26 protein-coding genes and 1 tRNA gene are annotated in these 23,294 nt (G+C 37.4%); 21 read left to right on the top strand and 6 right to left on the bottom strand.

Annotation, left to right across the window (positions count from 1 at the left end):
• Positions 1-36: 36 nt before the first annotated feature.
• The 19 genes from ES948_RS08265 to ES948_RS08175 all read left to right on the top strand — a co-directional run bounded on the left by ES948_RS08265 (position 37) and on the right by ES948_RS08175 (position 14,731).
• Positions 37-459, top strand: a complete 423-nt coding sequence (locus tag ES948_RS08265; protein WP_152184477.1) for a FoF1 ATP synthase subunit B' — start codon at positions 37-39, stop codon at positions 457-459.
• Positions 460-468: 9 nt separating this feature from the next.
• Positions 469-984, top strand: a complete 516-nt coding sequence (locus ES948_RS08260) for a F0F1 ATP synthase subunit B (RefSeq protein WP_152184476.1) — start codon at positions 469-471, stop codon at positions 982-984.
• Positions 985-1,518, top strand: a complete 534-nt coding sequence (locus ES948_RS08255) for a F0F1 ATP synthase subunit delta (RefSeq protein WP_152184475.1) — start codon at positions 985-987, stop codon at positions 1,516-1,518.
• 21 nt (positions 1,519-1,539) lie between these two features.
• Entirely contained in the window at positions 1,540-3,057 is a 1,518-nt protein-coding gene (atpA, locus tag ES948_RS08250) for a F0F1 ATP synthase subunit alpha (protein ID WP_152184474.1), read from the top strand.
• A 10-nt stretch (positions 3,058-3,067) separates the two neighbouring features.
• Complete coding sequence (atpG, locus tag ES948_RS08245; RefSeq protein WP_152184473.1) at positions 3,068-3,958, top strand: ATP synthase F1 subunit gamma; 891 nt, start codon at positions 3,068-3,070, stop codon at positions 3,956-3,958.
• Between the two features lie 11 nt (positions 3,959-3,969).
• Positions 3,970-5,364: a F0F1 ATP synthase subunit beta gene (gene atpD / locus ES948_RS08240; RefSeq protein WP_152184472.1), complete on the top strand. Its 1,395-nt coding sequence runs from the start codon at positions 3,970-3,972 to the stop codon at positions 5,362-5,364.
• 25 nt (positions 5,365-5,389) lie between these two features.
• Positions 5,390-5,782, top strand: a complete 393-nt coding sequence (atpC, locus tag ES948_RS08235) for an ATP synthase F1 subunit epsilon (protein ID WP_152184471.1) — start codon at positions 5,390-5,392, stop codon at positions 5,780-5,782.
• A gap of 3 nt (positions 5,783-5,785) precedes the next feature.
• The gene (locus ES948_RS08230) at positions 5,786-6,352 is read left to right on the top strand and encodes a MotA/TolQ/ExbB proton channel family protein (RefSeq protein WP_152184470.1); all 567 of its coding nucleotides are present in this window, start codon (positions 5,786-5,788) and stop codon (positions 6,350-6,352) included.
• Positions 6,353-6,355: 3 nt separating this feature from the next.
• The gene (locus ES948_RS08225) at positions 6,356-6,748 is read left to right on the top strand and encodes an ExbD/TolR family protein (protein WP_152184469.1); all 393 of its coding nucleotides are present in this window, start codon (positions 6,356-6,358) and stop codon (positions 6,746-6,748) included.
• 76 nt (positions 6,749-6,824) lie between these two features.
• Complete coding sequence (locus ES948_RS08220) at positions 6,825-7,451, top strand: TonB C-terminal domain-containing protein (protein ID WP_188109491.1); 627 nt, start codon at positions 6,825-6,827, stop codon at positions 7,449-7,451.
• 3 nt (positions 7,452-7,454) lie between these two features.
• Positions 7,455-8,705 carry a Tol-Pal system protein TolB gene (gene tolB, locus ES948_RS08215; RefSeq protein ID WP_152184467.1) on the top strand — a complete coding sequence of 417 codons (1,251 nt, stop codon included), beginning with the start codon at positions 7,455-7,457 and terminating at the stop codon, positions 8,703-8,705.
• Positions 8,706-8,779: 74 nt separating this feature from the next.
• Positions 8,780-9,334: an OmpA family protein gene (locus ES948_RS08210; protein ID WP_152184466.1), complete on the top strand. Its 555-nt coding sequence runs from the start codon at positions 8,780-8,782 to the stop codon at positions 9,332-9,334.
• Positions 9,335-9,348: 14 nt separating this feature from the next.
• On the top strand, positions 9,349-10,263 hold the full coding sequence (locus ES948_RS08205) for a tetratricopeptide repeat protein (protein WP_152184465.1): 915 nt from the start codon (positions 9,349-9,351) through the stop codon (positions 10,261-10,263).
• Between the two features lie 76 nt (positions 10,264-10,339).
• The gene (locus tag ES948_RS08200) at positions 10,340-10,861 is read left to right on the top strand and encodes an FKBP-type peptidyl-prolyl cis-trans isomerase (RefSeq protein WP_152184464.1); all 522 of its coding nucleotides are present in this window, start codon (positions 10,340-10,342) and stop codon (positions 10,859-10,861) included.
• Positions 10,812-11,600 carry a DNA-binding transcriptional response regulator gene (locus ES948_RS08195; protein WP_246153849.1) on the top strand — a complete coding sequence of 263 codons (789 nt, stop codon included), beginning with the start codon at positions 10,812-10,814 and terminating at the stop codon, positions 11,598-11,600. The genes ES948_RS08200 and ES948_RS08195 overlap by 50 nt, the downstream gene beginning before the upstream one ends.
• A 12-nt stretch (positions 11,601-11,612) precedes the next feature.
• Positions 11,613-12,551, top strand: a complete 939-nt coding sequence (gene fabD / locus ES948_RS08190) for an ACP S-malonyltransferase (RefSeq protein ID WP_152184463.1) — start codon at positions 11,613-11,615, stop codon at positions 12,549-12,551.
• Position 12,552: 1 nt separating this feature from the next.
• Positions 12,553-13,269 (top strand): nitrilase-related carbon-nitrogen hydrolase, encoded by a 717-nt coding sequence (locus ES948_RS08185; protein ID WP_152184462.1) that lies wholly within the window; start codon positions 12,553-12,555, stop codon positions 13,267-13,269.
• An 8-nt stretch (positions 13,270-13,277) separates the two neighbouring features.
• Positions 13,278-13,973: a 5'-methylthioadenosine/adenosylhomocysteine nucleosidase gene (locus tag ES948_RS08180; protein ID WP_152184461.1), complete on the top strand. Its 696-nt coding sequence runs from the start codon at positions 13,278-13,280 to the stop codon at positions 13,971-13,973.
• Positions 13,973-14,731: a PP-loop family protein gene (locus ES948_RS08175; RefSeq protein ID WP_152184460.1), complete on the top strand. Its 759-nt coding sequence runs from the start codon at positions 13,973-13,975 to the stop codon at positions 14,729-14,731. The genes ES948_RS08180 and ES948_RS08175 overlap by 1 nt, the downstream gene beginning before the upstream one ends.
• Here ES948_RS08175 and ES948_RS08170 read toward each other — a convergent pair.
• From ES948_RS08170 to ileS, 6 genes are all read right to left on the bottom strand, one after another.
• On the bottom strand, positions 14,721-15,224 hold the full coding sequence (locus tag ES948_RS08170) for an RDD family protein (RefSeq protein WP_152184459.1): 504 nt from the start codon (positions 15,222-15,224) through the stop codon (positions 14,721-14,723). The genes ES948_RS08175 and ES948_RS08170 overlap by 11 nt on opposite strands.
• Positions 15,217-16,662 carry an IMP dehydrogenase gene (gene guaB, locus ES948_RS08165; protein ID WP_152184458.1) on the bottom strand — a complete coding sequence of 482 codons (1,446 nt, stop codon included), beginning with the start codon at positions 16,660-16,662 and terminating at the stop codon, positions 15,217-15,219. Before guaB ends, ES948_RS08170 begins: the two co-directional genes overlap by 8 nt.
• A gap of 66 nt (positions 16,663-16,728) precedes the next feature.
• Positions 16,729-17,070, bottom strand: coding sequence for a hypothetical protein (locus ES948_RS08160; protein WP_152184457.1), 342 nt, complete (start codon positions 17,068-17,070; stop codon positions 16,729-16,731).
• 89 nt (positions 17,071-17,159) lie between these two features.
• On the bottom strand, positions 17,160-17,573 hold the full coding sequence (locus ES948_RS08155) for a hypothetical protein (protein ID WP_152184456.1): 414 nt from the start codon (positions 17,571-17,573) through the stop codon (positions 17,160-17,162).
• Between the two features lie 52 nt (positions 17,574-17,625).
• The gene (gene gatA / locus ES948_RS08150) at positions 17,626-18,969 is read right to left on the bottom strand and encodes an Asp-tRNA(Asn)/Glu-tRNA(Gln) amidotransferase subunit GatA (RefSeq protein ID WP_152184455.1); all 1,344 of its coding nucleotides are present in this window, start codon (positions 18,967-18,969) and stop codon (positions 17,626-17,628) included.
• A 147-nt stretch (positions 18,970-19,116) separates the two neighbouring features.
• Positions 19,117-21,879, bottom strand: a complete 2,763-nt coding sequence (gene ileS / locus ES948_RS08145) for an isoleucine--tRNA ligase (protein WP_152184513.1) — start codon at positions 21,877-21,879, stop codon at positions 19,117-19,119.
• Between the two features lie 112 nt (positions 21,880-21,991).
• Between ileS and ES948_RS08140 the strand changes: the two genes are divergently transcribed.
• Positions 21,992-23,080 carry a CinA family protein gene (locus tag ES948_RS08140; RefSeq protein ID WP_152184454.1) on the top strand — a complete coding sequence of 363 codons (1,089 nt, stop codon included), beginning with the start codon at positions 21,992-21,994 and terminating at the stop codon, positions 23,078-23,080.
• A 76-nt stretch (positions 23,081-23,156) separates the two neighbouring features.
• Positions 23,157-23,232 (top strand) — tRNA-Lys (locus ES948_RS08135).
• The last annotated feature ends 62 nt before the right edge of the window (positions 23,233-23,294 follow it).

Raw genomic sequence — 23,294 nt, 5'->3', positions numbered from 1 at the left:
AATCATAGTATAATCTCGCAACTTTTAGGAGGTGCTATGTTAGATATAAATCCAATACTACTCTTGGCTACATTTGTTGTATTTGTTTCGCTTATAGCCGTTCTAAATAGTTGGCTTTATAATCCATTAATCAGTTTTATGCATAAACGTGATGAAGATATCAAAAGAGACCTTGATAAAGTAGGCTCAAACGATAGTGAAATCAATGAACTTCATGCAAAAGCAGAATCAATTATTATGAATGCTAAACTAGAAGCTGCGGCCCTAAGAGAAAAAGTTATCGCGGATGCTAAGGAATTGGCAGACAGTAAGTTAGAAGCAAAACGTGCTGAACTTGCACAAGAGTATTTAGAGTTTGAGCAATCACTTGCGAAATCTAAAGAAGAGTTGACTAATGACTTAATGAGTCAAGTTCCAATGTTTAAAGAAGCTTTAAAAGCTAAAATGAGTCAGATATAAGGGTGTGATGTGAGTAGAATTCTAGTATTAATACTTATGATATCAACTTATGCATTAGCATCTGAAGCTGCGCATGAGGGAGGAACGGATATAGTTCAAAGAACTGTGAACTTTCTTCTTTTTGTAGGGCTTATTTGGTATCTAGTAGGGGAACCGGTAAAGAACTTTTTTGTGTCAAGAAGTCAGGGTATTGCTGATGAGTTGAAAAAAGTTCAAGAGAAACTTGATGAATCAATTGCTCTTAAAAAAGAGGCACTTACTAAAATTTCTGAAGCAGAGAAATTTGCTGAAGAGTTGGCAGTAAGTTCTAAAAAAGAGAATAAGATTATAAATGACAATATCATGGCACAGTGTGATGTTGAATTAGAAGCTATGGTGAAGCAACATGCATCTAAAAAAGAGTTTGAACAAAGAAATATGGTTCGTGACGTAGTTGAAACTGTTGTCGCTGAAACATTAGATCAAAGTTCTGAAATCTTCGATAGAGAAGCTATGGCAAATGTTATTTTGAAAAAGGTGGCATAGATGGAAGAACTGATTGCAAAAAGATATATAAAAGCACTCAAAAGTGATTTCGACTTAGAGACAGTTCAAAATATCTCATCTGTATTTGATGCTTTGGCAGACTCTTTTAAGGATGATAAATTTGTTAGCATTATTGGTAATCCTGAAGTGAATGCTAAGGTCAAATCAGAGATTTTATTAGAAGCAGTAAAGCCAGCTAATTCAGATAAATTAAACAACCTTATTAAGTTATTGGTTGAGAACAAAAGAGTAAGTATCATTCCTGCGATTGCAAAGGAATTGAAAAAAGATATAGCAAACACGACAAAAACTTATGAAGGCATAATTTATAGCGACAGTGAGATTGACACGAAAGTTATAGATGAACTTGGTAAGGGTTTGAGTAAAAAATTTAATTCTACAATCTCTTTTTCATTCGTGAAAAACGATTTTAATGGAATCAAAGTAGAAGTCGAAGGTCTTGGAATTGAGATTAATTTCTCTAAAGATAGAATCGATAGTCAAATTATAAATCATATAATTAAAGCAATTTAACTTCAAGAGAGGAGAACAATAGTGGTAGCAAAAATTCAAGCTGATGAAATCAGCTCAATAATTAAAGAGCGTATCGACAACTTTGAACTAAGTGTTGATATTAATGAAACAGGTAAGATTGTTTCTTATGCTGATGGTGTTGCACAGGTTTACGGACTTAGCAATGTTATGGCAGGAGAGATGGTAGAGTTCGAAGAAGGAACAAAAGGTTTAGTAATGAACCTTGAAGAGAGCAGTGTAGGTGTTGTTATTCTTGGTTCTGGAGTTGAGCTTAAAGAGGGTATGAGCGTTAAACGTTTAGGTACTCTTTTAAAAGTTCCTGTAGGTGATGCACTTCTTGGACGTGTTGTAAATGCACTTGGTGAGCCAATTGACGGTAAAGGTCCAATTGAGACAAGCGAAGTGCGTTTTGTAGAAGAGAAAGCTCCTGGTATTATGGAGAGAAAATCTGTTCATGAGCCACTTGCAACTGGTATTAAAGCGATTGATGCACTTGTTCCAATCGGTCGTGGTCAGCGTGAGCTTATCATCGGTGACAGACAAACTGGTAAAACTACAGTAGCTATCGATACAATCATTAACCAAAAGGGTAATGGTGTTGTATGTATCTACGTTGCTGTTGGTCAAAAAGAATCAACTGTTGCACAAATCGTTCGTCGTTTAGAGGAGCACGGTGCAATGGAGTACACAATTATCGTATCTGCTACAGCTGCTGAAGCTGCTGCACTTCAATTCTTGGCTCCATACACTGGTGTTACTATGGGTGAGTATTTCCGTGACAATGCACGTCATGGTCTTATTGTTTATGATGATCTTTCTAAGCATGCAGTTGCTTACCGTGAAATGTCACTTATTCTTCGTCGTCCTCCAGGTCGTGAAGCATATCCAGGGGATGTTTTCTATGTTCACTCAAGACTTCTTGAGCGTGCTGCGAAACTTTCTGACGAAAATGGTGCAGGTTCACTTACTGCACTTCCTATCATTGAGACACAAGCGGGAGATGTTGCGGCTTATATCCCAACAAACGTTATCTCAATTACTGATGGTCAAATCTTCCTTGAGACTGACCTTTTCAACTCAGGTGTACGTCCAGCGATTAACGTTGGTCTTTCAGTATCTCGTGTTGGTGGTGCTGCTCAGATTAAAGCTACTAAGCAAGTTGCTGGTACATTACGTCTTGACCTTGCTCAGTACCGTGAACTTCAAGCATTTGCTCAGTTTGCATCTGATCTTGATGAAGTTTCTCGTAACCAGCTCGAGCGTGGGCAAAGAATGGTTGAAGTTCTTAAACAAGGGCCTTTCTCACCACTTTCTGTTGAGAAACAAGTTGTTATTATCTTCGCTGGAAATGAAGGTTTCTTAGATGATATCGATGCATCAAACGTTGTACGTTTCGAAGCTGAACTGTATCCATTCATTGAAGCTTCTTATCCTCAAATCTTTGAGAACATCAGAAGCAGCAAAAAAGTAGATGATGATACAAAATCATTATTAATGAAAGCACTTGAAGAGTTCAAAGCTAGCTTTGTAGCGAACTAAGGAATATTTTATGGCAAACTTGAAAGATATTCAGAGACAGATAAAGAGTGTTTCTAACACTCAAAAGACGACACGTGCTATGAAGCTTGTTTCAACTGCAAAGCTTCGCCGTGCAGAAGAACTTGCAAAACGTTCTCGTCTTTATGCTCAAAAAATGAATCAGGTAATTGCCGAAATAGCTGGACGCATTAAATGTAGCAAAGTTGGCGGATTAGACAATCGTTGTTTTAAAAAGATTGAAAATCCAAAAATGGTTGACATCGTTTTTGTTACTGCTGATAAAGGTCTTTGTGGTGGTTTTAATATTCAAACAATTAAAGCTGTTAACAAACTTTTAAAAGAGTATAAAGAGAAAAACGTAAAGGTGCGTTTACGTGGTATCGGTAAAAAAGGTATAGAATTTTTTAACTACAATGAAGTTGAGATGTTTGACACAGTTGTAGGTCTTAGTTCTAAACCGGATAAAGAGAGATCTGATGATTTTATCATGACTTCTATCGCAGATTATAAAGATGGAAAGATTGATGCTCTACATATCGTATATAACGGGTATAAGAACATGATAACACAAGAGTTACATGTAAACACTATCTTACCTGTTGATACAGAGGCATTTGATTGTGACAAAATACAATCAAGCTCTATGTTAGAGATTGAAGCTGAAGATGAAGAGAAAATGCTTGATTCTTTAGTAGAAAAATATATTAATTACAATATGTACTACTCTTTGATTGATTCAGTTGCTGCTGAACATTCTGCACGTATGCAGGCGATGGATACGGCAACGAACAATGCAAAAGAGATGGTGAAAAACTTAAATGTTGAATTTAATAAAGCACGTCAAGCTGCTATTACTACAGAGCTGATAGAAATTATCAGTGGTGTGGAGTCTATGAAATAATGGAGAAAAATATGATTGGAAAAATTAGCCAGGTAATGGGTCCTGTTGTTGATGTTGATTTTGATGGTTATCTTCCAGTAATTAACGAAGCTATTGAAGTAAATGTTAATTTGGATGGTACGGAACATCGTTTAGTTTTAGAAGTTGCTGCGCACTTAGGTGACGGTCGTGTAAGAACGATTGCAATGGATATGAGTGAAGGTTTAGTTCGCGGTATGGAAGCTACTGCCACTGGTGCACCTATTCAGGTTCCAGTTGGTGAGAAAGTACTTGGACGTATCTTCAATGTAATTGGTGAGACAATCGATGGTGGTGATCAAGTAGAAGATGCACCAACATGGTCTATTCACCGTGATCCTCCACCGTTAGTTGATCAGTCAACTACAACAGAGATGTTTGAGACTGGTATCAAAGTTGTTGACCTTCTTGCTCCTTATGCAAAAGGTGGTAAAGTTGGACTATTCGGTGGTGCTGGTGTTGGTAAAACAGTTATTATCATGGAGCTTATTCACAATGTTGCTCATGGTCATGAAGGTTTGTCAGTTTTCGCTGGTGTTGGTGAAAGAACACGTGAAGGTAATGACCTTTACTACGAAATGAAAGAATCGAACGTTCTTGACAAAGTTGCACTGTGCTACGGTCAAATGTCTGAGCCTCCTGGAGCACGTAACCGTATCGCGCTTACTGGTCTTACTATGGCTGAGTACTTCCGTGATGAGAAGAAACTTGATGTTCTTATGTTCATCGATAATATCTTCCGTTTCGCACAGTCTGGTTCAGAGATGTCTGCACTTCTTGGTCGTATCCCTTCAGCTGTTGGTTATCAACCGACTCTTGCTCGTGAAATGGGTGCATTACAAGATCGTATTACATCTACGAAAAATGGTTCAATTACATCAGTACAAGCGGTATACGTACCTGCAGATGACTTGACTGACCCGGCTCCGGCATCTGTTTTTGCTCACTTAGATGCGACAACAGTACTGAACCGTAAAATTGCGGAAAAAGGTATCTATCCTGCAGTTGATCCACTTGACTCAACTTCAAGATTGCTTGATCCACAAATCTTAGGTGAAGAGCACTATGCAGTAGCTCGTGGTGTTCAACAAACACTTCAAAAGTATAAAGACCTTCAAGATATCATTGCGATTCTTGGTATGGATGAGCTTTCAGAAGATGATAAAAATGTTGTTGAGCGTGCTCGTAAAATTGAGAAATTCCTTTCTCAACCATTCTTCGTTGCAGAGGTGTTCACAGGTGCTCCTGGTAAATATGTTTCTCTTGAAGATACTATTAAAGGATTTAAAGGTATTCTTAATGGTGACTATGACCATATGTCAGAAAACTCTTTCTACATGGTTGGTAGCATGGATGAGGCTATTGCTAAACACGAGAAAAACAAATAAGCTCTATGCTTAGTAAAGGACTGTAATGGATAAGTTTAAACTTGAAATCCTAACTCCTAACGGTGAAATCTTCAATGATGAAGCTGTTAGTGTGGTTCTTCCTGGTAAAGAGGGAGAGTTTGGCGTTTTAGCAGGTCATGCTTCACTGACAACTTTGTTGGAAGCTGGTGTTGTTGACGTTGAAAAAGAAGATAAATCAGTCGAATCTGTTGTTATTGACTGGGGTGTTGCTCAGGTTAGTGAAGATAAAGTTGTTATTTTAGTAGAGGGTGCTGCACCTATTCGTGGTGCAAACGAAGCTGAAATCGCCAAAGCTCTTGAAGATGCGAAGAAACTCATTAATGATGTTGCAGATTCAAGCACTGCTATTGCTTCTGTGTCTGCTAAAATAGAGTCAGCAGCTCAAAGATTAATATAATATATGATTAATAATTTAATCGATTTCTATCTGAAAAGCCATCCGGTTACGATAGGCGTATTGATTCTCTTGTCAATATACTTTATTATTTTGAACTGGGTGTTTTTCTACCGCTATTTTTCTCTTAACAGTTGGCTCAAAAGTGAGAGTGCTTCTTTAGAATCACTCCTGCTTGGTGCCACTACTGTTAACGAAAACTCTTTTTTAAATAATTTTATTAAAAGTAGTAATATTGTTTCAAAAGAAGTTTTAGATCTTGCAATGCTTGCTGCAACAAAAGAGGCGACAAAAGGGCTCTCAATCCTCTCTATTTTTGCTTCAACATCACCGTTTATCGGACTTTTTGGTACGGTAGTCTCTATATTAGATACCTTTGCACATATCGGTCAAACTACGGGAAGCATGTCTGTCATATCTGTAGGTGTAAGTGATGCACTTGTCGCTACGGCTTCAGGTATCTTTGTAGCAATATTTTCCTATACTTATCATCAACTATTAAAACGAAAATCTTTTGAATTGATTTCTTATCTTCAGATGCAAAGTGATGCAATTTTAGCTCGTAAGGCCTAAAAAATGAACTATGATTGGGATGAAAAACCAGAACTGAACATTACACCTTTAGTGGATGTAATGCTGGTTTTACTTGTTGTTTTGATGGTTATTGCCCCAAATATTATTTTTGAAGAAAATATTAAACTGCCACAAGGCTCTACAACAGAGCAACTCTCTAAAATTCCTCCTGTTCATATTACTATCGATAAAGAGGGCAATATAAAGGTAAATAAAAGAAATTTTCTTTTGAATGCTTTTACAGACAACTTTTTTCTCTATGCAAAAAAACTCGATAAAAAAGCAACCGTGCTAATCAGTGCAGATAAGACACTGGATTACGGTGTTGTTATGTCTATACTGGCTGCAGTAAAGCAGGCAGGTTTTTCTGAGGTTTCACTAGCGACCAATGGATAAGAACAAAAATTATTTTATTCTTGGTGGGGTGATTTCTTTTACTCTTTTTTTCCTTTTTTCAACACTTTTTATTGTTATGATGTTTGCAATAAAAAAAGACAAATCCTATGCAATGAAAAAAGATAAATTCATCGCAGTATCTGTTGTTATGCCAAAAGATATCTCAAAGTTTACATCTCAGGTTTCAGCTCCACAGAGTACTGCAACAAGTAAAGCGCAAGATATTGATGTAAATGATCTCTTTTCCAATGTCTGGACACAGAAGATTTCCCATAAACAAAAGCCAAAAAAAGTTAACTCAAAACGTATTCAAGATATAGCAAAAAAGATAAAAACTGCAGAGAAAAACAGCGTAGACTCACTCTCTGAAAAACTAGAAAAACTTGATAGTAAAGAATCTGATAAAAATCAACAGCAGACTTCAACGGCAAATGAGGTTAATGAATATTTAGCTAAAATTCAAGCAATTGTTTATCAGCATTTCAATGTTCCTCCAAACAGTGAGGGACATAGTGTTAAAACAGTCATTGAGATAGACCCTTTGGGGCGCATGACTGATTTTCGAATATTAAACTATTCGGCAAATGAAGCACTCAATGCAGAAGCTGATAAGATAAAAGAGAGACTTAAAAATGTTGTATTTCCAAAAAATCCTCAAGGTAAGTCTAGCAGAACAATTGTAGTACTAATTTCCAAGGAGTAGAGTTTGAAAGTTATATTTTCATTATTGATGCTAATAAGTTTTGTTTTTGCAAATGATGCAACGATAGAAGTGATAAAAAAAGCTGATACGGTTCCCTCAATTGCAGTAGAGGATGCATCTATCAGTTATGATGACACTTTTCGACTGCGTTTTTTTAAAACATTGATAGCAGACTTGAATGTTCTTTCAATTTTCAATGTTGACAGACATCACCGCATAGCAAACTATAATGATGTTGATGTACTTGTTGAAAATAAAGACATGGCCTATGTACTTCGCTATAAAATGTTTGAAGATGACAATGCTGCTTTAAATGTTCAAGTAAAACTACTGCAAAAAAATGAAGAGGTTTATTCTAAGAACTATAGAGTAAGTAAACAAGATATATTTATGTTTATCTCTCACGCAATTGCCTATGATATTAATGAGTTTATGGGTGAACCTTCAGTCGCATGGATGAAGAGAAAAGTTATATTTTCTCGAATAATCGCACCTATGAAAAGTGAGATAGTTATTGCAGACTATACACTTTCATATCAGCATACAATTTTAAAAGGTGGGTTTAATATTTTCCCAAAATGGGCAAACAAAGCACAAAATGCTTTTTATTATACAGTTTTAGATACAAGCAAACCTACACTGAAATATGTAGATATAAAGAGTGGAAAAGTAAAAAATATCATATCTTCAGATGGTATGATGGTATGTTCTGATGTAAGTAGTGATGGAAAAACATTGCTACTTACTATGGCTTTAGATGGTCAGCCGGATATCTACAGCTTTAACACAGTGACTAAAAAATACAAACGTCTTACACAATACAGTGGTATAGATGTAAATGCACAGTTTATGAGCAAAAATCAAATTGTTTTTATATCTTCTAGACTTGGGTATCCAAATGTTTTTTCAAAACGACTCGATACAAATGAAGTTGAGCAGATGGTTTATTATGGAAGAAGCAATTCAGCGTGTAGTGCACATGGAAATTATATAGTATATAAAGCAAGAGAGAGCTCAAATGCATTTAGTCAAAATACTTTTAATCTGCATCTGATCTCTACTAAAACAGACTTTATCAGACGTCTTACTGCAATAGGTGTAAATGAGTTTCCAAGATTTTCAAAAGATGGTGATGCAATAATTTTTATTAAAAACTATAAAGGCCAAAGTGCCATTGGTATCATAAGACTTAATTACAATAAAAACTACCTTTTCCCTTTGAAATACGGAAGAGTACAATCTATGGATTGGTAAGTAAACATAGGTAAAGAAACTATTGCCATTTTTTTGGTATAATATTTTGACATTAAATATTCAAGGAAATAGATATGAAAAGTATAGTACTTTCTAGTGTTGTTACAGCACTTTTAGTTTTTAGTGGATGTTCTTCTAAAGAACCTGCAGTAGATAGCAAGACAGAAGAGGTTTCTGCGCCAGCTGCTCAGGAAGTTCAAGCTCCAGCAACTGAGACTGTATCAACTGAAGACAGTGTTGTAAGTTCAAGTACAGAGACTACAGCTGAAATGACAATGGCTGAGATAGAAAGTAAACTTCCAACAGTTTATTTCGCATTTGACAAGTATAATATTACTCCAGAGATGCAAGCTAAAATTGACGAAGCTGCAGAGCTTGGAAAAACAGATGCTGCAAAATCTTTCAATGTTAAGCTTGAAGGTAATTGTGATGAGTGGGGTAGTGATGAGTATAACTTTGCACTTGGCCTAAAACGTGCTGATGCAGTTAAAAAAGCACTAGTAGCTGATGGCATTGATGCTTCTCGTATCTCAATGGTAAGTTATGGTGAGTCTAATCCTGTATGTACAGATCATACAAGAGAGTGTTGGTCTAAAAACCGTCGCGTTAACTTCAAACTTCTTCCATAATTTAAGTAAAAATTATGAAACGTAGTGCAATAGTAAGTGCTTTTATTGTTGCTACTGCACCAATCTATCTCTTAGCAGCCGAACCTTCAGCGTTTGGTGCCGGAGATCTCTCAAGTCCTGAGCCTTACGGGCTTACTTCTAGCGAAAAAGTTATATTAGAAACAAAAGACAAGCTGAAAAAAGTTGCACAGAAGAGCAATTCACAGGCAAGTCAATTAGATTCTTTACGTGAGAGAATAGATGGTCTGCAGAGCATAGTTGAGAGTATAAGCAGAAAAACACATAACAATAAAATCAATCTTCAAAAATTAAAAGAAGAAGAGGAGTTAGGCTTTACTAGTGCCAATGAGTATCAGGTAAGACTTAGTGAATCTATTCAAGAGAATTCTAAAAAAATTGAAGAATTGAAGCTAAGTATTTTAGAGATCTCAAAACTTTTAGATGAAATCAATACACACTATGTTACGAAAGATGAATATAACTCTTTAGTAAAGAGTGTGAATGATTTTAAAGATTTAGTAGCAAAAGAGTTAAAATCAGGGAAGAGAGGCAAATCAAATAGCAGCTCTAAGATCAGCAGTGCAGAGCTTTATAATTTAGCGAAAAAGAATTATGATAAAAAGTACTATACAAAAGCAATTGCCAATTATGAAGAGTTGATAAAGAGAAAGTATAAACCTGCATATGCACACTATATGATAGGTGAGATGAATTTTAAACGTAAGAACTATGCAAGAGCAATCTCTTATTTTAAAAAGTCATCACAGCTTTATTCTAAAGCGAAATATATGCCAACATTGATGTTGCATACAGCTATCTCAATGGATAGAACAGGGGATAAAGCGCATGCAAAATCTTTTTATAAGGCAATCATTGCGAAGTATCCAAACTCCAAGGAAGCAAGTGAAGCCAAAAGACGCTTAAAGTAAAAAAACGAGCATAATTTTCAGCTAAAGAAATAAGAAATTATGCTAAAATCCACGAAACAAAAATTAAGGTATAAATATGGCAATTGAGCAAAATCAAATCGTATCATTAGAGTATGAAGTAAGAGATGGCGATAAAGTAGTAGATAGTAATGTTGGTGGACAGCCATTAGTATTTATGTTTGGAAAAGGTCAAATTATTCCAGGTTTAGAAAATGGAATCAAAGATATGAACATCGGTGAAAAAGGTGATGTTCTTGTAAAAGCTGCAGATGCTTATGGTGAGTACAATGCAGAAGCTACTCAAGAAGTTCCAAAAGAGCAGTTTGCTGGAATTGAACTTACTGAAGGTATGACACTTTATGGTCAAGGTGAAGATGGCTCAACTGTTCAAGTTGTTGTTAAAGAGATCAAAGATACTTCTGTAGTAATTGACTTCAATCACCCTTTAGCTGGTAAAGATTTAATGTTTACAGTGACAATCAACAATGTTAGAGATGCTTCAGCTGAAGAAGCAATGACTGGTGTTCCTGCTGAGAACAAACAAGCAGATGATGGTTGTTGTGGAACAGGTGGCGGCAGCGGCTGTGGATGTCACTAGTTTTATAACTGAATCTTCAGCCTCCAACCAGGCTAAGAAAACAGCATCACTCCTCAAGACACTGAGTGTCAATGCCCTCATCATGGGTGAGAGTGGTGTTGGTAAAAGAACATTAGCTTCTTTTATACTTCCTGATACATCGATTGTTGATGCATCAAACTTTGATGAACTGCTTGTTGCACTAGAGAGCTCCAAAGAGTTAATCATAATCAATATAGACAACTCCCCCAATTTAAGTAGACTTGTACAAATGATTAAAGAGAAACAAGTACGTGTCATCGCAACTGCGAAACAATCTTTTGAGAATGAGCTTATTGATGATCTTTTTAGTGTTAAATTTGATATTCCACCTCTGCGTGAGAGAGAAGAAGATGTCTCTTTCTTAGTTGAGAAGTTCGCTAAGGAAGCAGCAGAACTTTTTGGTGGCAATGAATCGTTTAATACTCAAAACTTCAAAGCTGATTTATCAAGAAATGCAGATTCTCTGAGACGTCAGGTAATGATTAACTATCTGCTACAGGATATTCAAGATAGTGAATTGATGGAAATCATTGAGAATTATCTTTATGACAAGCTGGGTTCAAACAGTGACTATAGAAACTTTTTGTATCTTTATGAGGTACCACTGATTCGCGCAGGACTTAAAAAGTTCAAATCACAACTACAGTTGTCAGATAAACTGGGACTCAATCGTAATACACTCAGAAAAAAGATCTCAGAAAACAAACAATATTTATAAAAAGGAAAACAGATGAAAAAAATAGCTATGATATTTGCAGGACAAGGCTCACAAGCGGTAGGTATGGGTAAAGATTTTTATGATAATTCGGAAGTGGCACGTGAGATGTTTGCTAAAGCTGGTGAGAGAATCGGAGTGGACTTTAAGGAGATAATCTTTGAAGAGAATGAAAAGCTTGGACAAACTGCTTATACACAACCTGCGATTTTATTAGTTCAGATGGTTGCATACAGACTTTTTAAAGATGCATGTCCAGATGTAAAAGCTGAGCTTTTCTTAGGACACTCTCTTGGTGAATTTTCAGCGCTTTGTGCGGCAGGTGCTATTGACTATGTTGATGCAGTTGAACTTGTTCATAAGCGTGGTGCATATATGCAAGAAGCATGTGAAGGAAAAGATGCTGGTATGATGGCTATTGTTGGTCTTGATGATGTAAGTGTTGAGAAAATTTGTGCAGATGCGCAGACGCAAGGTAAACAAGTATGGCCGGCAAACTATAATCAAGATGGACAACTTGTTGTTGCAGGAAACAGAGCAGATTTGGCATCTTTAGAAGATACTTTCAAAGAAGCAGGTGCAAAAAGAGCACTGCTTTTAAATATGTCTGTTGCTTCACACTGTGAGATTTTAGCTCCGGCTCAAGAGCCATTGGCAGAGCTAATGGAGAAATATATCATTGATAGTTTTGAAGCACCGGTTATCTCTAATGTTACCACAAAGCCTTATGCTACAAAAGCTGAAGCAGTTACACTCTTAAAAGACCAACTTGTAAAACCTGTAAAATATAAACAGTCAATCCAGGCAATTGCAGGGGATGTTGATATGGCAATTGAGTTTGGAAACGGAGTTGTGCTTAAAGGGCTTAACAGAAGAATAGCAAAAGATCTAAAAACGCTTAATATCTCTGATATGGCGTCACTAGAGAAGGTAAAAGAGGAAGTTTGCTCATAATATGAGAGTAACACTTGCACAGACTTCTCCCAAATTAAACCGTTCGAATTTAGAAGAAGTCATTAAAATTATTGAAGCGAATAAGACGACAACAGATTTAATAGTCTTTCCAGAATTGGCACTGAGTGGCTATCTTTTACAAGATAAACTGCATGAAGATGCATGGAATGAGTCTGAACTGACCTCATTAATTGAATTAAGTAAAGATGTAGATATTGCTATTGGTGCAGCACTGCGTGACGGGGATGTTTTTCGAAACTGTGGACTCTATTTTACACAGGGAAAACTTGTTGCCAAACATATGAAAGTACATCTGCCAAATTATGGAATGTTTGAAGAGGCACGCTACTTTGAAGGTGGCGATAGCTTTGAAGCTTTTGAAGCCAATGGTAAAAGAGTCTCTCTTTTGGTTTGTGAAGATCTATGGCATAAGAGTGTGCATGAAGAGCTTATCGGATTAGATCCTGATTTGATTATCGTTCATGTAGCTTCACCTGCACGTGGATTTGGAGATGATGGACTGAGTATTGAAAAGAGTTGGTATGAGATTATTCAAACAGTTGCTTGTGAGTGCTCGGCACAACTTGTTTTTGTAAATCGTGTCGGTTTTGAAGATGGACTTGGCTTTTGGGGTGGAAGTTGTGTTGTTGATGAAAAAGGCAATATAAAAGAGCAACTTGCCAAATTTGAAACAGTGATAAAAACTGTAGAAATATAAGGAAGAAAATGAAAATAGCGATTATGGGTGCAATGCCAGAAGAGGTGGCACCGATTTTAGAGCGTCTTGATGATGTAGAAGAGGTCAATTACGCAAAAAATAAGTACTATAAAGCAAAATATAAAGATATAGATGTGGTTGTGGCGTATTCGAAAATAGGAAAAGTATTTTCAACATTAACAGCGAGTACAATGCTGCAGATGTTTGCTTGTGATGTGCTTCTTTTTAGCGGTGTTGCCGGAGCAGTTAATCCTGAGCTTAAAATCGGTGATTTGGTAGTGGCTTCCAAACTTGCACAGCATGATTTGGATATTACAATCTTTGGACATCCGCATGGATATGTTCCGGAAGGAAGTGTTTATGTTGAGGCTGACAGAGATTTGATAGCGCTGAGTAAGATAGTCGCTTCTGAGATGGGTGTTGACGTGAAAGAGGGTATCATTGCAACTGGAGATCAGTTTATCGCATCAGAGGAGCGTAAAGAGTTTATTGCTGAGACTTTTAAAGCAGATGCTTTAGAGATGGAGGGTGCGAGTGTTGCAGTTGTATGTGATGCACTAGGAGTTCCTTTTTTCATTCTTCGTTCTATCAGCGACTCTGCAGATATGGATGCAGGCTTTAATTTTGAAGAGTTTGTTGAGAGCTCTGCAAAGGTCAGTGCCGAATTTTTAATGAAGATGGTTGACAGGTTGGCAAACGCTTAATGGGAGTAAAACTTTCTAAAAAAATCATGTCCAAGCTCGGCAAAACAAATGCCGAGTTTAATCTTATAGAAGAGGGTGATAAAATCTTAGTGGGTCTCTCTGGTGGAAAAGATTCTCTTACTATGATTCATGCTATGAAAGAGCAACAACGCCGTGCCCCCTTTAAGTTTGAGTTTTTGGCAGTGACAATTAGCTATGGTATGGGTGAAGATTACTCAAATCTTGCAGCACACTGCAAAGAGCATGATATCCCGCATATTATCCATGATACACAAACCTATGATCTGGCAAAAGAGAAGATTCGTAAAAACTCCTCTTACTGTTCATTCTTCTCTCGCATGCGTCGCGGATATCTCTACTCTGTGGCACGTGAGCATGGATGTAATAAAGTAGCACTTGGACATCATATGGATGATGCTGCTGAGAGCTTTTTTATGAACTTTATCTATAATGGTCAGATGCGCTCTTTAGCACCAAAATACAGAGCTGAAAATGGTTTGATTGTGATTCGTCCATTGATTCAGTTGCGTGAGCGGCAGTTGCGTGCTTTTGTTGTAGATAACGGTATTGAAGCGATAGGGGATGAAGCTTGTCCTGCTATGCGATTTGATATTAAAGCTCCTCATGCAAGAGAGAGTACAAAAGCGATGCTTGCAAAGATGGAGCAAGAATTTCCGCAACTCTTTACTTCACTCAATGCTGCTTTTAAAAATATCTCTGTTGATAGCTTTTTTGATAAAGAGAAGTTTAATTTATAAGTGCCTCTTCATCATAGATAACAGCAGTATTTGCTAGCAGGTCATGTAGAGCTCGTTTGTCTTTACGAAAGGCAACCATTAAAAATCCTATACCAAAAAGCAGGGTTGATGGAATATATCCGAGTGAGCGGGTAATTGCCTGCTTATTTGTAATATCTTGATACGTTTTGGCATCTACAATCTTAATGTGTACGATTTTTTTCCCCGGTGTAGCGCCTTGCCAATTATCCCAAAAGATGACCGTAACGACTAACACAGAGATTTCAAAGATCAGTTCCCATGTAAAAGAAGTTTGTGGCTGATTGTCGAGTGCGTGAGGATTACCACTCATTGCAAGTTGCATATTTTGTTGGTATTGTGCGAAGTCGAACCAGTTGCCATCACTTAAAAAGTAGATGACGATAGCGACTGGCAGAGCTAAAAAAAGTGTATCTAAAAATGAAGCGATAAAACGGATCCAAAAACCCGCATATCGTACTTCTTGATTAGACATGGTAGTTTGGCGCTTCTTGTGTGATAATTACATCATGAACGTGAGACTCTTTGAGACCCGCAGATGTTATCTCTACAAACTCTGCTTTGTTCCAGAGCGCTTCGATACTTTCACTACCACAGTAACCCATAGAAGAACGCAGACCTCCCATCATTTGATGAACGATTCCTGCAATATGTCCACGGAAAGGTACACGCCCTTCGATTCCTTCTGGAACAAGCTTGTCTGCTGCAGTTCCCTCTTGGAAATATCTATCGTTTGAACCTTTTTGCATTGCACCGATACTTCCCATACCACGGTATGATTTGTATTGACGCCCTTGAAACATAATAGTCACACCCGGTGACTCTTCCGTACCGGCAAGTAGACTTCCTGCCATTACACAGCTAGCTCCAACTGCAAGAGCTTTTGCAATATCACCAGAGTATTTGATACCACCGTCTGCGATTACAGGTACCCCATGTTTTCTTGCAGCTGCAGCACACTCATCGATCGCAGAAATTTGTGGTACACCAACACCTGCCACGATTCTTGTTGTACAGATCGATCCCGGTCCGATTCCAACTTTTACACCATCAGCTCCAGCCTCAATCAGTGCTTCCGTAGCTTCTGCTGTAGCGATATTTCCAGCAATTACATCGACTTCCAGTGACTCTTTAATGGCTTTTACAGTATCAAGAATTCCTTTGGAGTGTCCGTGAGCTGAATCAAGAACAAGTACATCAGCACCGGCATCAACAAGTGCTTTTGCTCTGTCCATCTGCCCAACACCGATAGCCGCACCAACAACTAAACGACCAAAATCATCTTTGTTTGAGTTAGGGTACTCGATGCGTTTTTTGATATCTTTGATAGTAACAAGACCTTTTAAGAAACCATCTTCATCAATGATAGGGAGTTTTTCAATTTTGTTTTTATGCATAATATCTGCTGCATCATCCAAAGAGATACCTTTTTTTGCAGTGATAAGCGGCATTTTTGTCATTACATCATCTGCACGTTTACGCATATCTTTCTCAAAGCGCATATCACGATTTGTAAGAATTCCAAGAAGCTTGTTATGTCCATCTACAACAGGAACACCAGAGATTTTAAACTCTTTCATAAGGGCTTCTGCATCCGCAAGTGTTGCATCAGGATGTACATAGATTGGATCAATGATGATACCACTCTCAGATTTTTTAACTTTTCTAACCTGTTTACATTGTGTTTCAATATCCATATTTTTATGGATAATTCCGATACCACCGAGTCTTGCCATTGCAATTGCAGCACGGTATTCTGTAACTGTATCCATTGCAGCTGAAACCATAGGAATTTTAAGGCTGATATTACGTGTTAATTTGGTTTCAAGAGAAACCTCTTTTGGTAAAACTTCAGAATATTGCGGTACTAAAAGTACATCTTCAAATGTTAGGGCGCGTTTACGAATTCTCATGGTTATCCTTTGCAGAGTATATAGAAGTTAAATGTTTAAAATTTTTGGATTATACCTTTTTTGTGGTTAAAAAGAGGTAAAATCCAAAAACATAAATTGTGAAAGCAGTATAATTATAACTACTAAAATGAATGGAAAGATATGGCTTTTAAATACCCATGGCTGAATGCCAAAAAAGACCTGATTGACACCACGAAATCCAAGCCAGAGACCTAAAAATGCCTTGATGGAGAGGGCAATTTGAAAAGTTGAGAGACCATCTGGGCCAATCTCTCCAAAAACCTGTGTAAATAAATACATTCCGGATAATACTGCAACAATAAGTGCTTTTGGAACAACTTTACGTACATGCATCATAATTGCTTCACGTGCTTTTGTATGTTCCTCTTCATTTAAAGTTTGTTTCATCTTCGACATAAAGAGATTGTCTGTAAATAAAAATCCACCGTAGATAAATACGGCAAAAATATGAATGGTATGAATAATAGTGTAAAGTATTATTTATCCTTTTTCTTTAGAGATTTTCTAAAGAGGTGATAGTTTTCAGCTTCTAGCATATCTTCAACATACCCTGCAACACATTTTGTACAATCTGTCCAGATACCAGAAGGAAGACGAACTTCAAGCTTGTTCTTCTCACGCAGTTTAATAATTTTTTTAGGTGAGAGCACTTTTGTTACTGGTCCAAAGTCAACATCAGTAAGGTCGATATCTTTTTTATAGAATATTGTCTGTTTTTTAAAGTTTCCCCAACCCGGAATGCCATCTTCCGTATATGGTACTTCATATCCGTTTTTGAACTTTACCATCATTTTATAATGAGAGTCTTCAAAAACCTGAGAAACTTTTCCCGGACCAAATACAAGTCCGTAGAGTTTGTCTTTTACTTTTACTTTGTCAAAATATGCCATGTTGTACTCCTTTTTTAAAATAATAGCAAAAGATTGTTTCACTATTATTACATTATGCTTTGTAAGCGACTTCTCTCTCGAGTGAAAGTGCTCCATCAAAGAGAGTTTGTTCATCATATGCTTTTGCAATGAGTTGCAGACCAACCGGCATACCTTCACTGTTTTTTGTAATCGGTAATGAGAGAGCAGGAAGACCAGCAAGATTGACACTGATAGTGTAGATATCACTGAGATACATATCCATAGGATTTGCCAACTCTCCAAATCTTGGTGCTACAGTCGGTGCAACAGGCGAGAGAATCAAATCTACATCTTCAAAGATTTTCGCATACTCATCTTTGATGATATGACGTGTCTTTTGTGCTTTTACATAGTACGCTTCATAGTAACCGCTTGAGAGTACGAAGTTTCCAAGTAGGATACGGCGTTTTACTTCATCGCCAAAACCTTCGCTTCTTGTGTTGTAAAATGTCTCTTCAAGGTTTTTCCCCTCTACACGGTTTCCATAACGTATACCGTCATAACGTGCAAGATTAGTTGTAGCTTCTGCAGTTGCAGTGATATAGTACGCTGAGATATCATACTTCGCATCCATCATCTCACGCTCTACAATCGTATGACCTGCAGCTTTTAGTGCTTCTATAGCTTTTGCATAGGCATCTTTTATATCTTGGCTTGCATTTTCAACATATTTTGGTAAAACTGCAATCGTGAGTTTTCTTGTTGCATCCAGGTTTGGTATAACCTTATCATCACGTCCAGCATTTGTAGAGTCTTTCTCATCGCTTCCGCTGATGATGTCATATAAAATTGCAGCATCTTCAACATTTTGTGTCATTGGACCGATCTGATCCAAGCTTGATGCATAGGCACCTAAACCGTAACGACTCACTCGCCCATAAGTCGGTTTCATTCCTACGATTCCACAAAAAGCAGCAGGTTGGCGGATAGACCCACCTGTATCACTTCCAAGCGCTGCAATGGCAAGACCAGCTCCAACAGCAGCAGCACTTCCACCAGAACTTCCGCCGGGAACTCTATCACTTGCGTGAGGATTTTGTGTTTTTCCATAAAAGCTGGATTCTGTAGTCGAGCCCATAGCAAACTCATCCATATTGACACGACCAAAAGGAGAAAGACCATTATCAAGTAGTTTCTTAATGACAGTAGCATTGTATGGTGCGATATATCCCTGTAAAATTTTACTTCCTGATGTTATAGACCAATCTTTTACCTGAATATTGTCTTTAATAGCGATAGGTACACCTTCGCCAACACTGTTAACATCGATATATGCGTTTAAATCTTTATTTGCTTCTATTTTATTACGTAGTTCGTCTTTAAATTTGTTGAGTTCATCTTTGTTTAGTGTAAGTGCTTCTTTTAATGTAATCACTAGATATCCTACCTATTTTATTATTGTTATTATAGCAAGTCTCTGCTTTATTTAAATCTCTTTACAAAAAAGATACCAAGACCAATAAGTGCAAAAATAGCACCTATTGAGCTAAATACAAAAGTGAGTGTTACAGGTTCACTAAAGTTAGGCACCTACAACTTCCTCACATCTTTTACATACTTTGTCTTCTGCATCTGATTGGTATTTCCAACATCTTGGACATTTATGTTGTGTCGCTTTTGCTATTGTAAAAGTATCATTACCCACTTTAAAGCTTCCAAGTTCATTCTCTTCAGGTTTGTCTTCAAAAATACCAGATACAACGAACCAGTCCTCTGCATCAACTCTATCCATATCTAAAGTTGTTTTTGACTCTGTATAGATAATTAACTCTAGTGTTGATTTGATAACTTTTTCTTTTTTGAGTCCATCGACAACAGCTCCAAAACCTTCACGTGCTTTTACCATATACTCTGCATCAAAAGGTGCATCGATTTGTTCTAGTGCTGTGTAAGTCATATCAAAGATATCCTCAGCATCACCTGTAATGATAGTTGGAGCATTCTCTACAATCTCATCAGCTGTATATGTAAGAATCGGTGCCATTAAAAGCAGAAGTGTTTTTGTAATCATCGCCATTGCACTTTGACTTGCACGACGACGTGTAGAGTTTTGTGCATTACAGTAGAGATTGTCTTTTGTCATGTCAATATACATACCACTAAGCTCATTTACAATGAAGTTGTTAAGTGTACTCATACCATTTACAAAGTTATATTCACTAAATTGTTTGTGAACCTCTGCTAGTACACGGCTCGCTTCACTGAGTATCCATTTGTCTAAGTCACCCATCTGTTCATAAGAAGTAAGCTCTTCAAGGTCATTGATGTTTGCAAGCATGATTCTAAATGTGTTTCTCAGTTTTCTATAGCTCTCAGAAGTCTGTTTTAAGATACCTTGAGAGATTTTGAGATCTCCCTGATAGTCAGATGAAGCCACCCAAAGACGCAGGATTTCACTTCCGTACTCTTTGAGAACCTTATCAGGTGCGATTACATTGCCTTTTGATTTGGACATCTTCTCACCTTTTTCATCTACTGTAAAGCCGTGTGTGAGAACACCCTTGTATGGTGCTTTATGCTGTACGGCAGTTGATAAAAAGAGTGATGACTGGAACCATCCACGGTGTTGGTCACTTCCTTCTACATATAAATCAGCCGGATACTCCCCTGCATCATAGTTACGAGATTTTAGCACTGAATTCCATGTTGAACCTGAGTCAAACCAAACATCTAAAATATCTGTTACTTTCTCTAACTCTTCTGGTTTGTACTCACATCCAGGGTAGAGCAGTTGTGCAATGTCCATAGAATACCATGCATCACTTCCCTGCATTTCAAAAATCATCGCAACAAAGTTTAAAACTTTTTCATCTAAAAGAACTTCACCAGTAGCTTTTACTCTGAAAAATGCGATAGGAACACCCCAGTCGCGCTGACGTGAGATACACCAGTCAGGACGGTTCTCGACCATAGAAGTAAGACGTTTACGCCCAGTTTCTGGAATAAACTGAGTCTTTTCAACTTCACCAAGTGCTATCTCACGCAGAGTTTTGCTTTCCCCTTCAGGAGTTCCATCAACAGAGATAAACCACTGTTTTGTTGCACGATAGATAAGCGGTGTATGACTTCTCCAACAGTGAGGGTAGGAGTGCATAAACTTATCTACTTTAAGAACTGCATCACCCATAAGGGAGATGAGGTCTTCATTTGATTTAAAGATATGACGCCCTACAAAATTTTGGGCATTTGGAATAAGTCCAAGTCCTACTACGCTTTCATCATAACATCCTGTCTCATCAACAGGCATAATAACTTCAAGGTCATATACAAGACCAACACGGTAGTCATCTTCACCGTGACCAGGAGCAGTGTGTACACATCCTGTACCATTGTCCACTAATACATGTTCACCTAAAACCAAACGAGACTCTCTACCGTTAAGCGGGTTGATGGCGATGAGGTTTTCAAACTCTTTTGCATCAAATTCTTTAGCGACACTACCACTCACAACTTCACTTTCTACAAGTGAGTTTAAAAGCTCTTTGGCTACGATATAACCATCAGTAGTGAGTACATATTTTTCTTCAGGATTGAGTGAGATACCTGTATTTGCCGGAATTGTCCAAGGAGTTGTTGTCCAGATAACAGGAGCAGCTTTACCTTCAATACCAAGTTTTGCTTTCGCTCCGTCACTTAGTTCAAATGCGATAAAGATAGAGTAGTCTTCTTTATCCTCATACTCAACTTCGGCTTCTGCAAGAGCTGTTCTCTCTGCCCATGACCAAAAAACAGGTTTGCTACGCTCTACCAAAAGACCTTTTTTTGCAACCTCACAAAGTGTTCTGAAGATATTTGCTTCAAATCGAAAGTCCATTGTCACATATGGTTTTTCCCAGTCAGCAATGATCCCGAGCGTTTTAAACTCATCTCTTTGAATATCTACGAATTTTGCAGCGTGCTCACGGCAGAGTTTACGAATCTCAGCAGTCTCTAATTGCTCTTTTTTCTTTTTTCCACCAAGCTTCTTCTCCACTTGCTGCTCGATTGGCAGACCGTGACAATCCCATCCCGGAGTAAAACGGATAGATTTGCCAGAAAAATAGTTATGTTTTATGATAATATCTTTTAAAACTTTGTTCAGTGCATGACCGATATGGATATGACCGTTTGCATAGGGAGGTCCGTCATGGAGTGTAAAACTCTCAGCATCTCTACGATTTGTCTTCATTTTATGATAGACATTTTTTGCATCCCACGCCCCGTAGCGTTTTGGCTCATTGTTTATCAGGTTTCCTCGCATTGCGAAAGTCGTTGTTGGTAAAAGTAGTGTCTCTTTATAGTCCATCTCTGCCCCAAAAATATATTTAAAGTCATGCATTATATCTATAATGGTTTTAAAAGCTTATAAAACTGCTATAATACTTCATATCAAATCCTTATAAAAGGCCTTGCAAAAGATGAAGTTACATCTCATATTTATTGGAAACAAATTTATCTATAATGAGCCGCTTAAAGAGTATATTTTTAGAAATATAGAAAAAGAGCTGCACTTTATCGATTCTATTACTTATTTCAAAGAGAGTGACAACTCTCTCTTTTTATATTTAGAACAAGAGTTAAATGTAGAGAATAGAGTTTTAATAGTAACAAGTAAACAGAACTTCTCAACCATTGGAAAAGTTATTTGTACTGTAACGGGAGATAATCAGGTACTAAAAGATGGCATGTTAATACCACAAAAAGCTACACTTTTTGAGGAGAGAACATATTTGCTTGAGTATAACAAGGCTACAATTAATGTGATGCAGATGGATGAAGGTAGTAAAATGCCACAAATTTTACTGCATACCAACGATACACAAGCAACGATTCATGTCTTTGATGAAAATAAGGATGACCTTATTAGCATATTAAATCCGATAGCGCAGACATATGAGGTTAACTTTGGAGTCACAAGTTACGTAGAGGGATGGCTCCGTGTTGATATCAACTCAAACAGGTATGGTGATATCTCAAAGTTCATTCATGCGGCAAAAAATCTTTTACCTAAAAAGCTTATAGCCTCTGCAAACATTATAGAATATATCATCGAAAAACTCTCAAGTAGAGGAAAAAAGATAACATTTGCGGAGAGCTGTACAGGCGGACTTTTAGCATACTATTTTACAAAACATAACGGAGCATCGAAGATTTTAGACGGCTCACTTGTAACGTACTCAAATGCTTTAAAAGAGAACTGGCTTGCTGTAGATCATGAAGTTTTGGAGAATTTTGGGGCAGTCTCACGTGAAGTTGTTTCTGAGATGAGTGAGGGAGCACTCAATGTAAGTGAAGCAGATTATGCCCTCAGTATCAGCGGCATTGCAGGAGATACAGGAGGAACAGAGCTAAAACCTGTTGGAACAGTTTATATCGGTGCAAGGAGCAAGGATATTAGCGACGAAAAACACTTTCTTTTTCAAGGCGATAGAAACTATGTACAGTATCAAAGTGCAATGATGGCAATAAAAATGCTGCTTTTAATTGACAAAGAGACTTTTTTCTAAATTTCTCTCTGTTTTTCTTGACATATAAAAATGATTTGTCTATAATTTCGACCTCTTAACAAAGAGAAGAAAACATGTCTCGTTAGCTCAGCTGGTAGAGCACGTCACTTTTAATGATGTGGCCGATGGTTCGAATCCATCACGGGACACCATTTTAAACTAAATATGCGGTGGTAGTTCAGTTGGTTAGAATACCTGCCTGTCACGCAGGGGG

The organism is Sulfurimonas indica, assembly GCF_009192995.1.
Classification (GTDB): Bacteria; Campylobacterota; Campylobacteria; order Campylobacterales; family Sulfurimonadaceae; genus Sulfurimonas; species Sulfurimonas indica.
The sequence above is the reverse complement of the archived record's forward strand: the minus strand, read 5'-3'. Positions and strand labels throughout refer to the sequence as shown.